We start from the raw sequence: 13,603 nt of genomic DNA, 5'->3' as shown, positions 1-13,603 counted from the left end.
TGACCGGGCGGTGCGCCCGTTTACTCGGAAAGCGATTTGCGGGCGGTGTCCGGCGCGAACCAAATCACCACCATGCCGAGACCGTAGATGAGCGCCGCCGCGGTGCCCACGGAGGGATAACTGCCGCCGAAAGCGGTGAAAACATAGCCCGCGGCGAGCACGCCGCCGGCCGTGGCGAAGCGACCCACATTGTAGGAGAGTCCGCTGCCGGTGGCGCGCACGTGCGTGGGAAAAAGCTCGGGCAGGTACAGCGGCAGCCAGCCAAAGAACAGCGTCGCAACCAGGCCCTGCGCAAACACGACCGGGAAAAACGACGGCAGCAGCGGGGCCGTGAGCTGGAACATCGCGACGGTCAGCGTGAGCGAGCCGAGGCTGATGAGGAAGTACGACCGCCGGCGGCCGAGCGCGTTGGCGATATAGGCGCCCGCGACACTGCCGAGAATCGCGCCGAACGCCCACCAGCCCTGCGTCATCGCCTTGTAGTTGGCCTGGGTCGCACCACCGATTTTGTCAGCCCAGGGAATCATCCACTTGCTCGCCGCCCACGCACCCACGAGCGGAATCGAGCCGAGCATGATGCCCACGAGCGTGGTCTTGAGCAGAGGCGGATTGAACAACTCCCGCAACGGCGTCGCGGGTTTATTTCCCGTGCGCTGCCCGCGCGACGCCAGCCAGGCCGGCGACTCCGGCAGAAAGAAAATCACGCCGAGTCCGAGCACCGCCGGTGCGGCCGCGAGTTGAAACAGCCAGCGCCACGCCTCCGCGGTCACCGGCCACACCTGCGCAATCTGCGACAGCAGCAGGATCCCGGCGTTGATCGCCGCGCCCATCAATCCGGCCACGGTGGGACGCGCCCGGTCCGGCCAGCACTCGGCCACCAGCGCCACGGCATTGGGCCAGACGCCGCCAACGCCGAGGCCGACAAGGAAACGCAACACGAGCATCTGCTCCTGCGAGTGCACGTGTGCCCCGATGCCGGCAAAGATCGAATAAAAGAGAATGCTGATGCCCATCGCTCGCGCGCGACCGAGGCGATCGCCGAGGCTGCCGAGCACGATGCCACCGATCGCCGCGCCGAGCATCAACGCCGCGGTGAAGCGCGCGAACCAATCGCCCCCCAGTGTCGGCGTGTAAGCCGCGCCCAGCAGGTCCTTCGAAACCGAAAGCGACGCCAGCGGCATGAGGCCGAGTTCGAAGCCATCGAACAACAGGCCCGCGAAGGCCGCGGACAGCACGGCCAGTCGTCCACCCGGTGAGAGTGTGACCTTCATGGCTCCACGGGGCGCGTCACCGGCGCCCGGAGCGCCTGAATGATCGCACTGTTGTCGCGTTCACCCCAGCCCGCCGCTTCCGCCGCCTCGAGCACCGCACGGTGCGCCGCGCTCAACGGCATGGGCAGTCCGGCCTGCTGACCCGTTTCCACGATGAGCCGCACGTCCTTCAAGTGCTGGGACAACCGGGCATCGGGGGCGAAGTCGCCATGAATCATCCGCTCGCCTTTTGTGTCCATGATCCGCGAATACGCGGGACACGCGCGCATCACGGCCAGCGTCTGTTCCAGGTTCAGGTCGAGCGACTCCGCCAGCGCCAGGCCCTCGGCCAGCGCCGCGCGGTTGAGGCCCAGCACGAGATTCGTCACCAGTTTCATCTTCGCACCGGTGCCGGCGGCACCGGTGTGAAACGCCTGCCGGCCGATGCACGCGAAGACATCGGCGCACTGCGCAAACGCGGCCGCGTTGCCCCCGACCATGAGCGTCACCGCGCCCCCCCGCACCTGCGCGCTGCTGCCTGAAACGGTCGCGTCGAGGTACGTGACGCCCCGAGCCGCGAGCACGCCGGCAAGCGCGGCCGTGGGTTCCGGATCGCCGGTGGTGGTGTCGATGACGATCTGGCCGGGGCGCAGCACGCCGTCACCGGCCGCGATCACCTGCGCTGCCTCGCGGTGCGAAGGCAGGCTGAGGATGACGCGGTCACAGTGTTGGAAAACCTCCTGCGCGCGCGCCACACCGCGCCCGCCCAGCGCGTTGAGCGCCTCGCGTTTGGCCGGATCGATGTCGCAGCCCAGCACCGCGAAACCGCCCGCCAGCAGCCGGCCGGCGAACGCACTGCCCATCAGACCGAGTCCAATCAAGCCGATGGTGGCGGCGGGGGCAGAGGGAGCGATCATGAATACGTGATTGGAAGTTACCACAAAGACACAAAGGCACAGAGCAGAAGGCAAACCGCCGCTTCGGCCGTGCCGAACCTTTGTGTCTCTGTGTCTTCGTGGTTAACAGCCATCATCGTGCGGTTTAGAATCGACCCGTAATGCCACCGCTGAGACGCGTGCCGTAGTACTGGGAATTGACCGGCCGGGTGCCGAGGCCCTGGTAGATGAAGTTCTTCTCGTTAAAAACATTGAAGGCGTCGATGAAGAGCCCGAGCCGCGGATTCAGCTGGTACTTCGCGCTCACGTCGACCGTGGAGCGTTGTTCCTGGAACTGCCACAACGCCGGCAGCGCGTTGTAGGACACGAGGCGCTCGCCGACGTAGTTGAGCTGGCCGCGGAGCGTGAGCTTCGAGCGGATGTACGACAGGCCCACGTTGCTCGCGATCGGCGTGAAGTTGCTCAGCTTGTCCACGATGACCGTGCCGGTGAACGTCCCGCGCGTCACGAGCCGCGTGTAGTTCGCGAAGGCGCCGAAGCCGCCCAGCCAGCCCGGGAGAAACGAAAACTGCTGCTGGTAGTTCGCCTCGAAACCCTTCACCCGCGCCCAGCCGCCGTTGGTCTTCGTGTTGTAGTCGAAACCCTCATACAGGCCGTCGAACCCGTTGTTCGCGCCGCCCGGCACCGTGTTGCGCACGGAGAAGATGTAATCCTTGATCTCCTTCTGGAAGACGCCGACCGACAGCACGCCGATCGGTTTGAGATAGCGCTCGATGCTGAGATCGAAACCCGTGGAACGCTGCGGCTTCAGGCCCGCGTTGTTCTGCGTGATCGAGTTGGCCGCGGTGTTGATCGTCGTGATCGGCATCAGGTCGTTGAACGAAGGCCGGCCGATGCCGGTGGAAACACTCGCCCGGATCAGGGTGTCACGCAGCGGCTCGTAACGCAGGTGCACGCTCGGAAACAGATCGGTGTAACTCGACTTGCGCGTGATCTTACCGCCGAAGCGCTGCTCCGGCTGCGTGGTCGGAAAACGCGTGTCGGTCAGCGGGCCGGTGCCCGAGACCCGCGTGTTCTCCATCCGCGCGCCGGCGAGCACCGAGAGTTTGCCGAGTTTCACGTTGCCCTGCAGGTAGCCGGCGGACACGCCCTCGCTGGCCTTGCCGTCGTTCACGAGTTCGTTCTGCACGGAGCTGTTGCGGTTGTACAAGAACACCGAGGGATTCGTCACGATCTCGCGGTGCACCGCGCGCCAGTCCGGCCAGGCGGCGAGCTCGCTGTAAAATCCGTTGATGGGCAGGTAACGGTGACCGTCATCGCGAAAGCGGTTCAGGTTGTCATCGTTCACGCCCGTCGCCGCCACGCGGCCGGCCACGCCATCGCGTCCGACGTACGTCCACACATCCTGCGCGCGATCCTGCTTCTTTTCCTGGAAACGATAACGGACGCCGCCTTTGAGATACGTCGGCAGGGCGGTCGCAAACGCACGCTTCACGTTGAGCTGCGCCGACGAGATCTCGTCGTCGGCGTGAAAGTCCTTCCGGTTGATCGACTGCGTCGCGAAGTTGTCGTAGTTCGACGGATCGAAGCCTCCCGTCCGCGTGATCCGCGGAAAGTGGAGTCGGTTCGTGCGATCAACGACGTAGTTCACGCCGTCGCCGCGCATGATCAAATCCTGACGCTTTTCAAAACCCGTCGAGGGCGCGACCGAACCGTCGTAGTCGACCTGGAAGCCCCGCCACGCGAGCTTGCCGCCGGCCTGCACGCGCAGGGTTTTCACGGTGCGGACGCGGGACTCCATTTCGTATTCAAACTGGCCGTTCGTCATCGTGGTGATGACGTCGTCAGTCGAAACCGCCGTCCCGTTGTTGCGCCGGATCCGCTGCTTGTGCTGATCCATGATGTCGCGGAAATTATTATACATCACCGCGAGAAACACCGAGGCCGCCGCGTTCAGCTTGTACTCGAGCTTAACGCTGGCCCCGGAGCGATCGAGCCGGATTTCATCCTCCGCGAGCTGGAAGTCCGTCATCGGTGCCGGCGCGGTGAACGTCGGATTCGTGAACCCCGCGCGAAACGCGGAGCGCGGACCGGAGGTGCGGTTGAAGCTGCCCGACACCACGACGCCGAGGCGGCGATCCGCGCCGTAGACATCGGAGTACGAAAAACTCGCGGAGGGATAACTCGTGCCGCGCTGGGCGTAGGCGTTCAGCCCCACGGTGTAGTCGAAGACGCGGCCGGTGCGATCGAACGAACTCTTGGTCTTGAGATTGATCGAGCCGCCGATCGAATCGCCGTCCATGTCGGGCGTCGCCGCCTTCACCACCTCGATCGCCTCGATGGACGACGTCGACACCTTGTCGATCTCGAACGCCCGGCCGGAGCCGCGCGTGGTGGCGCCGGAGAGGCGCGTGCCATCGACGGTGACCGAGTTGAGGTCGGCGGACATGCCGCGGACCGACACTTGAAACACATCGCCTTCGTCGCGCTCGCCGCCGATGCCCGACATCTTGACGAGCAGGTTGCCGAGGTTGCTGTCGGCCACATTGCCGAACGCGTCGGTGGAGACACTGGTCTTGATGTTGTCCGCCGCTCGCTGGCTGCTGATGGCTGCGGCCTGGCCTTCACGCACCGAGGAGACTTCGAACGCCTGCAACCGGTAGATGCCCGCCGTCAGCCGCACGACAATCGCGGTCGTGCCGCCGGCGGTCACGCTGGCGCGCACGCGGCCGGCATCGAGACCGGTGTAGTCGACCACGACGGTCTGTTCGCCCGCGGGCACACCTTCGAGGCGGAACGAACCATCGTCCTCGGAAAACGCCCGGACGCGCGGGTCGGACTCGAGCGTGACGGCTGCGCCCGTGAGCGCGGTACGCGTGGTTTCATTCACGACCTGACCGGTGATGACGCCCGTGCCGGCGCGCTGGGCGAGCGCGGCCGGTGCCACCACTCCCAGGAATCCAACCAGCAGGCCGACGCCACCGAGGGCGCGGCGGAACCAAGACGAAGACAACGACAGGGTTTTCATGAGCACAAGGGTACGCCGCCGCAATCAGGCGCGGCGGCCGCGGGTAAGGGTTTACGGGGTGGGAACGAAAGCGTCGCCATCGGGACGCGCCTCGCAGCCACAGGCACGACCAATCCGCTTGTATCTCCAGCAGACAAGTAAACGAGCCCGCTTCGGACCCGTCGGAGGACAGCGTCAACCGGCCGCCCGCCGGGGCAGCGCGGCAATCGATTTTCCCGCCACGAAACGCGGCATCAGCCGATCGTGCCGGACCTTCAGCGGCTGGCCGTGCGCGAAGTGCGCGAGCGCGACGGCCAGCTTGCGCGCGATTGCGGCGGAGTCGGAGCTGTAGCGCGCGACGGCCGGAACCAGATAACTGAGGAACGGATCGTCCTCGCGACAGATCACCGAGAGGTCGCGGGGAATTTCCAACCCGAGCCGCGGCAGAATGGTGAACGCCGCGGGAATCGCGTGCGACTTGGTCACGAACAGCGCGGTCGGGCGTTCCGCCATGCCGGCAAGCCGGCGCAGGCGCGCCTCGATCTGAGCGAGGCTGCCATCGTGTTCGAGCAGCAACGGCGTCGGCGCGCCGGGCTGGCGAGCGGACGCAAAGGCCGCGCACGTCGTGCCATCCGCCGCCGAGCCCGTGCGCTGCAGCAGGATCGCGGTGCGCACGTGACCGGCGGTTGCGAGTGTTGCCGCGGCGTGCTGCGCGATGGCCGCATGATCGAACTCCACCGAGGGCAGGCCGACGCCGGGAAACGCCGCACCCACCAGAATCACCGGCAGTCCGCGGTCGGAAAACCACTTCTGCATCGCCAGCGTGCTGCCGAAGAGCACCCACGCCGAGTGCGGCCACGTCTGGATCAGTTTCTCCAGGTGCGCCGCGGGTTTGGCCCGGTAGTGATGACCGCCTTCGCTCTGCACCAGCTCGAGACCGGAGCGCTGCAAGAGTGGCCGCAGCTCACTCACCCAGCGAGCGATCGATGGCCGGAGGCGCCAGACCGGCTCGGGCAACAACACCACCACGCGACTCACCACCCGCACCGCCGCCGCCTCGGCCGGTCGCACCCGGATGCGCATCGGACGTCCCTGCCGCAAATCGATCCAGCCGCGCCGGGCCAGATCCCGGAGCGCGGTTCGCAGGGTCGTGCGGCTGATCACGAGTTGATTGCACAGCTCGTGCTGTCCAGGCAGCTGCCCCCGCCAGCGCGCGTCGCGCAGCCCCTGCTCCAGCAGACGAATCGTCTGGCTCACGAGCGTCGAGCGTTCGGGGACGGCGTGTGGGGTCATGCGGTATCGCATTCACGCTGATGACGGCGTGCAAGCCATGGGATGAGTGGGTGAGGACGTGTCCTGGGACCGCGACCGCCCCCGGTCGCTGCCGTACCGTTGCGACCGAGGGCGGTCGCGGTCCCAGGCCGCAGACGCCAGCATGCGCACGGCCGCTCCTCCCTCGTCCAGACAACCTGATTCGAGTTGCGAATCACGTGCTCATCGGCGTGCTTCCTCCACCGTCAGTGCGCAACGAAGTCTCCGCGGCGCCGTCCTCCCCAACGATCGCCGTACCCATCACCGACCACCAATGAACTCTGCCTCCGTTTCCACCGTCCGTCTGCCGCGGGCCAGCTTCTGGCGCCACGCGATCGTCTTTCTGGCCACGCTCTGCGGAGCGACGGCCTTCGCCCAATCCACGGGCACGTTGTCCGGCATCGTCACAGACAAGGCCACGAGCGGTTACCTCGTTGGCGCCGAAGTCAGAATCGCCGGCACGGCCCTCGCCACCGCCACCGCTCGCGACGGCACGTTTTCCCTCGGTAATGTCCCCGCGGGACGACAGAACCTTGAGGTCAGCTACGTGGGCCGAAAGACCAAGGTCCTGCCGGTCACCATCGCCGCCGGTGGCACCACCACAACCACCGTCGACCTCGCTGAAGGTGACGTGCTGATGCTCGAGGCCGTCACCGTCGAGTCGGTGCGCGAAGGCCAGTCGCGCGCGATCAATCAGCAGCGCACCAGCAACACGGTCATGAATGTGATTTCGTCCGACGCCATCGGCAATCTGCCCGACAACACCGTCGGCGACGCCCTCGCCCGCCTCGCGGGCGTCACGGTCGTCACCGAAGGCCGCTCCGCCTTCGCCTCGATTCGCGGCGCGGAAGCCAAGCTCAACTCGGTCACGCTCGACGGCTCCCACGTGAGCTTTCCCGCGACGGACGGCGTCACGAGTGTCGGTGGGACGGAAACCCGGGCGGTCGACCTGAGCACGATTCCCTCCGACATGATCAGCAGCATCGAGGTCATCAAGGCTTTGCCGGCCGATCGGGACGCCGACGCCTTTGGCGGTCAGGTCAATCTGGTCACCCGCAGCGCATTCGACCTGCCGGGCCGCAGCATCAACGGCCGCGCCGAATACCGTTACAACAGCCTGCGCAAGGACGACGGCTTCGCGTTCAGCCTCAACTACAGCGACGTCGTCGACCAGGCCCGCACGCTCGGTGTCACGGCGACGTTGTCGTACTCAAAGGAGAAATACGGCCAGAACGACTACGAGATCCCGTATTTCGACAAGTCGATTGCGCCCGTCGATACCATCGCAGGCATCACCAACCAGGCGATTTCCGAGTTCGATCTCCGTTACCGCGACATCACGAAGGAGAGCCTCGGCGGCAATCTCAACTTTGACTACCGCCCCGTCGGTCCGTCGCAGTTTTACCTGAAACTTTTCCACAATGGCAGCAAGACCCAGACGTGGCGCTGGCGCCTGCGCGAGCGCGGTTTCGCGGCCTTCGCGGCGAACTCCACTGACCTTCTCGCCAGCGGGGCCGAGGCCCGGATTCGGCGCCTCACGGAACTCCAGCTCAACGACCGCACCAACGATCGCATCGCGATCGGCGGCAAGACCAAGCTCGCCGACAGCACGCTCAGCTACGAGGTCAACTACGGCGAGGCCGAGATGGACGGCCAGGCGCAACGCTACCAGTTCGAGACGGCGTCCGCCGCGCTCCGCCGCACGATCGACTGGACCGTCAACCGCCGTGATCCCCATTACCCCGTCGTCACGATGACGCAGCGCGCCACTGGAGCGAACATGCTGTTCGTCACCCAGGACCTCGCGCTCAACCAGGTGCGCTTCACCGACGTCCTCGGCAAGGACGAGGATCTCGTCGCCAAGCTCGACTACGACTTCAACCAGCGGGTCGCCGAGACGCCCGTGCAGTGGAAAGTCGGGGCCAAGTACCGCGCGAAGGAGCGCAGCCTCGATGGCACCATGAACGACTTTGTTCCGGTCGTCGCGCCCCGACAGAATACCTTCGGCGGCAACTTCGAGCCACGCAATCTCTTCGCCGGCCGCGTCGCCACGCTCGGACCGTTCCCCAGCCTCGCCGAGGTCCTGTCCAACGTTGCGTCCAATCCGTCCAACTACGTCCTCACGCCGGGCGATGAATCGACGATCGTCGCGATCTCCCGCTACACGGCGAAGGAAAAGATCTCGTCCGCCTTCGGCATGGGCACCGTCCAGCTCGGCAAACTGCAGGCCATCGGCGGGCTGCGTTTCGAGAAGACCGAGGTCGACTACATCTACCGCCCGACGCCCGCGACGCGCGCGTCCGGTTCGTCTTCCTACGACAATCTGTTTCCCTCCGCGCTCTTCAACTATCGCTTCAATCGCGACGTCGTGCTGCGCGCGGCCTGGACCAACACCCTCACTCGGCCCGACTACGGCGACCTGATTCCGTACGAGTCCAATCTCGATCCGGAAGCCGTCGCGAATCTCGACAGCGGCGCGCTGGTGAAGATTTTCCGGGGCAATCCCAACCTGAAGGCGCAGAAGTCGATGAATTACGACCTGTCGTTGGAATGGTACTACCAGCCCACGGGCATGCTCTCGGTCTCGGTGTTTCACAAGAGCATCTCCGACTTCATCTACAAGGCCGTGACCCGCGAGTCGCGTCCGCCGGTCACCGTGGCGCTGTATCAGAACAAGAATGGCGGCGACCAGGAGATCACCGGCACCGAGCTCACGTGGGTGCAATCGCTGTCGATGCTGCCGTCGCCGTTCAACGGCTTCGGCTTCAGCATGAATGCCACGTTCATCGAGGGTGAATCGGAATTTCCCACCTTTAACGTCACCACCGGTGCGACCGGCTCCGTCACGGAAAACTTCATCCCGCTCCAGCCGAAGCGCGTCTACAACGCCCAGGTCTACTGGGAGAAGTACGGCTTCACGGCCCGCGTCGCGGTGAACTACATCGACGAATTCGTCCGCGATGTCGGCGGCATCTCCGGCTCCGTCACCAACTACGACGCGACCCGCTGGGACGCCCAGCTCTCCTACCGGGTCAATCGCAACTTCACCGTCTTCGTTGAAGGCAAGAACCTCGGCAAGGAAACGAAGCGCTGGTACAACGGCAGCGCCAACCGCCCCGAGGATCTCGACTACATCGGCTGGGACGGTGCCGCCGGGGTGCGGTTCCGGTTCTGACGAGGGGGCGTTGAACCGGTAGCCGTTTTCCTGGGACAGTTTCCATTGGACCGCGACCGCCCTCGGTCGCATCCGGTTGAAAGCGACCGAGGGCGGTCGCGGTCCAAACGACAGTCTCATTCGCCGAACGAACGCACGATGTCACTCCTGCGGCTCTTCGTCGCCATCCTCGCCGGCCTGTGCGGCACGGCCCTGACCGTCGCCGCCGATTCTGCGCACAGCCTTGTCGCCCTTGCCGGCAACGCCCCCGACGAGACCACGCGGCTCTTTCACTTGGGTGCACTGGCTTCGCGCGCAACCGATCCCGGGTGGCTCGATCCATCGTCGCGCGCCGAACTCGATCACTTGCTGCCAGTGGTCGAAGCCTGGGCCGAGGGCCGCAGCCGCGCCGCCCAGGCCATCGCGCGCAGCGAGGGCGAGGCGCATCGCTACCTTCATCAGTTCTTCAACAACGCCACGCGCCCGTTCACGCCGGCGTTTCCCGTGGAGCCGCGCCACGAGTCTCCGGTGTACCCGCTGTGGGCCTTTTACCGCGCCCGCTTTTTGACGTGGTTCATGTTCGAGCACTCCGAAGTGGCCGCGGTACCGGAACGGCAACAACGCTACCTCGCCGAGGCGGAACGTTGCTTTGACGTCGCGCGGCGGGCGTTTCCCGAAAATCCGCTGCTTGCCATTTACGCCGGTGAAAATCTCCCCGCGCCCGACCTCACGCCGCAGGATGAACGCGCGCCCGCGTGGGCGAACCACCAACGCCGCGCCCTGACGCAGCTGCATCGCATCGTCCGGTGGTGGATCGCGGAACGGCAGCTCGCGAACGGCGAGTTCGGCGGCAACTGGGGCGACGACGTCGAGATGTGGCGCTGGTGGGCGCCCGTGCTCATCGGCTTCGAGGACCCGATCCTCACGGCGGCGCAGGAGCGGCTTGCCCGCGGGAATCTTTCCCGGCCCGCTCTCGCCGCCGGCTACACCAGCCAGCTCACCGACGTCGAACACACGTCCGAGGAAACCGCGGACACGCTCACGCCGATGCTGCACGTGGCCGGTTCCGCTCCCGAATGGATCCAACGCGTTCACAAGCTGATCCCGCTCGCGCAAACCGTCTGGTGGGGGGTCAACGCTCGCGGCGGCCTGCAGTTCAAGCACATCGATTTCAATCACGCGCGCGTCGGCCCCGATCCCCAGCGCGCCTACGACACCGGTTACCACGTGCGCGCGCTGCAGCCGGCCTTGCTACTTTGGCAACGCACGGGCGATCCCACCCTCGGCACGCCCCTGAGCCGCTGGCTGCGCACCTGGGTCGAGGCCGCCCTCGGCACCGACCGCGGCAAACCCGCCGGCATCGTGCCCGCCGCGCTGCAGTGGCCCAGCGGCCTCGTCGGCAGCGACGCTCGCGGTTGGATCGGACCCGACCTCGGAGCTGACCCGATGACCGCGCAGTATTCATGGCCTGGACACGCCGCCGCCGCGATGACTGCGACGCTGTTGCAGGCCCACGTGCAGACCGGCGACGCGGCCTTCCTTGCCCCGCTGCTACGCATGGCCGAGCTGCGTGCCGCTCACCTCGCGCACGGTAACCGCGACGGCCCGCCAGGTTCCGCCGCGTGGGCGGCGCATCGGCTGCCGGCGATCATCAACGACGCGCTCGCCAAATGGCGGCAATGGTCCGGCGACGAACGCTTCGACGATCTACTGCGCGCCGACGCCAGCAGCTACGTGCGCCTGCTGCTGACGGGCGACGTGACGACGTTGACGACCGCGCTCGCCGGCACCGCCGCGACGCTGAGCGTCAACTGGCCGCTCTTCACCTCCGAGGTGCGTTACACCGATCGCGTGCTGAGCTTCCCACGCACGTGGCCGCGCACGGTCGTGACCGGACTGCAGCGGGTGGATTCCGATCTGTTGTACTCCACGGTCACCGGCGATCCCGGCGCGGTGGAAACGTTTCCACTCAACGGCGTCCGCTGGCACACGCTGCCGTTGGACATCGCCGCGCTCGTCATGGAAAATCGCCGCGAGCGTTTCGTTGCGGACCTGTTTCACTTCGGGCCCGAGTCACGATCGCTGGCCTGCACGCTCCTGACGCTCGCGCCCGGCCACTACTCGTGGCGGCTGGCCGCGAAGGATGGTCGCGAACTCGCCCGCGGCGAACACGTGATCACCGACCGCACTCGGCGGCTGGCGATCACGCTGCCCTCACGCGAGGCGTGTCAGTTGATCGTGAGTCGAGGCCCGTGATCCTCACCGGAGCGCCGGCGTCCCACCGGCATGCCGAAACCTTGCAGGCCGGAGGCCTGCGCTCCCAGACTTCGCCATTCCATGCCGCACTACGACGCGATCTTCCTCGGCACCGGCCATAACGCCCTCGTGGCGCAGGCCTATCTCGCGCGCTCCGGTCTGCGCACCCTTTCCCTCGATCGCGCGCCCGCACCCGGCGGCGGCCTGCGGACGGAAACCAATCCGCGACTCGACGGCTTCACGCATCACCCGCACTCGTTCTTCCACCGCGCGATCACCCAGATGCCGTGGTTTCGTGATCTCGAGCTGACGCGCCACGGGGTGCAGTACCTCCAACCCGAGCTCAACGTCGCGATAATGCTGCAGGACGGCCGCGCGCTGGAATGGTGGACGGATCTCGATCGGACCGTGGCATCGTTTGCGACGTTCTCGACGAAGGACGCCGCGGCGCTGCGCCGCTGGGCCACGGAATTCCGGCCGATCGTCGAGCGGATCCTGATTCCCGAGTCGCAGTCGCCCCCGCTCGAACCGCAGCGGCGCCGTGCACTGCTGGAACGCAGCCCGCTCGGCCGGCGGCTGCTGGAAGTCTCCGCGCTGTCGCCGCTCGAATTCGTGACGCGCGAGTTTGAGCACGACGCGATTCGCGCCGGTCTGCTTTTCTTCAACGGCCTCCGCGAAGTCGATCTGCGGCTGCCGGGTTTCGGTCACGCCATTCCCGCGCTGCTCGCCTCGCCCTCGAAGGCTCAGATGTGCGTCGGCGGCTCGGGCCAGCTTGCGCGCGGGCTCGAACGCGACGTCGCCGAACATGGCGGCGAGATTCGCTGTGGCGTGAACCTGCGTCGCATCATCGTTCGCGGCGGCCGGGCCGTGGGCGTTGAGTTGACGACCGGCGAGGAACTCACGGCGCACCGCATCGTCTCGGGCCTCAATCCGCAGCAGACGTTTCTCGAACTGCTGCCGACGGCCGACGCCACCGCGGATCTCCGCCGTCGCGCGGGCGATTTCACCTACAATCTACTCGCGCCGCTCTTTGCCCTCAACGTCGCGCTGTCAGAACCGCCGCGCTGGTTGGCCGCCGCGCGCCGGCCGGAGCTGGAGCGGGCGTTGATGTTCATCGTGGGGCTCGAACGCTTCGGGCAGTTTCACGACATCGTCGCGGCGCACGAGCGCGGCGAGATTCCGCCGACCGTCGCCTGGGGCGCGTGCCCGACGCTCTTCGATCCGACACAGGCTCCGGCCGGCCGGCACGTCGCGTTTCTCTGGGAGAAACTGCCGTATGCGCTCCGTGGAGACGCGGCCAACTGGGACGCCGAGCGCGACGCCCATGGCCGGCAGCTGCTCGCCCGCTGGACCGAACACGCACCGAATCTGGCGGGCGCCGTCCTCGATGCTTACACGCGGTCGGCGCTCGATACGGAGCGCTCGTTCCCGAACATGCAACGGGGCGATCTCCTGATCGGATCATTCGCGAACAATCAGGTCGGATGGAACCGCCCGTTCGCCGGCGCGGGCACCTATCGCACGCCGATTCCCGGCCTCTATCTCTGCGGCGGTTCCACCCATCCGGGCGGCAACGTCACCGGCCTCTGCGGCTACAATGCCGCGCGCGTGATCGTCACGGACGCCGGCAAGCCCGTGTGGTGGAATCCCCCGGACATCGAGGCGGCGCTGGCCGCGGTGTGAGCGGAACTCCGACTGTATGGCAGCTACGAGCAAGAGCACGTGGAGG

The 13,603-nt window shown here is 66.4% G+C and carries 7 protein-coding genes; 3 read left to right on the top strand and 4 right to left on the bottom strand.

What is annotated here, in order from left to right; all coding sequences use genetic code 11:
* Positions 1-20 precede the first annotated feature (20 nt).
* The 4 genes from ACLJEU_RS06285 to ACLJEU_RS06270 form a co-directional block, all read right to left on the bottom strand.
* The gene (locus ACLJEU_RS06285) at positions 21-1,271 is read right to left on the bottom strand and encodes an MFS transporter (RefSeq protein WP_414663640.1); all 1,251 of its coding nucleotides are present in this window, start codon (positions 1,269-1,271) and stop codon (positions 21-23) included.
* On the bottom strand, positions 1,268-2,167 hold the full coding sequence (locus ACLJEU_RS06280) for an NAD(P)-dependent oxidoreductase (RefSeq protein WP_414663639.1): 900 nt from the start codon (positions 2,165-2,167) through the stop codon (positions 1,268-1,270). Before ACLJEU_RS06280 ends, ACLJEU_RS06285 begins: the two co-directional genes overlap by 4 nt.
* A gap of 124 nt (positions 2,168-2,291) precedes the next feature.
* Complete coding sequence (locus ACLJEU_RS06275) at positions 2,292-5,174, bottom strand: TonB-dependent receptor (RefSeq protein WP_414663638.1); 2,883 nt, start codon at positions 5,172-5,174, stop codon at positions 2,292-2,294.
* A gap of 174 nt (positions 5,175-5,348) precedes the next feature.
* Positions 5,349-6,446, bottom strand: coding sequence for a substrate-binding domain-containing protein (locus ACLJEU_RS06270; protein ID WP_414663637.1), 1,098 nt, complete (start codon positions 6,444-6,446; stop codon positions 5,349-5,351).
* 292 nt (positions 6,447-6,738) lie between these two features.
* Here ACLJEU_RS06270 and ACLJEU_RS06265 point away from each other — a divergent pair, with 292 nt between their 5' ends.
* From ACLJEU_RS06265 to ACLJEU_RS06255, 3 genes are all read left to right on the top strand, one after another.
* A complete protein-coding gene (locus ACLJEU_RS06265) occupies positions 6,739-9,639 on the top strand; it encodes a TonB-dependent receptor (RefSeq protein WP_414663636.1) in 2,901 nt (966 codons plus the stop codon).
* A 138-nt stretch (positions 9,640-9,777) separates the two neighbouring features.
* A complete protein-coding gene (locus ACLJEU_RS06260) occupies positions 9,778-11,874 on the top strand; it encodes a hypothetical protein (protein ID WP_414663635.1) in 2,097 nt (698 codons plus the stop codon).
* An 81-nt stretch (positions 11,875-11,955) separates the two neighbouring features.
* The gene (locus ACLJEU_RS06255) at positions 11,956-13,557 is read left to right on the top strand and encodes a phytoene desaturase family protein (protein ID WP_414663634.1); all 1,602 of its coding nucleotides are present in this window, start codon (positions 11,956-11,958) and stop codon (positions 13,555-13,557) included.
* The last annotated feature ends 46 nt before the right edge of the window (positions 13,558-13,603 follow it).

Origin of the sequence: Terrisphaera buseokensis (genome assembly GCF_047521145.2) — a bacterium.
Taxonomy (GTDB): domain Bacteria; phylum Verrucomicrobiota; class Verrucomicrobiia; order Opitutales; family Opitutaceae; genus ER46.
This window is presented reverse-complemented; position numbering and strand designations above follow the sequence as displayed.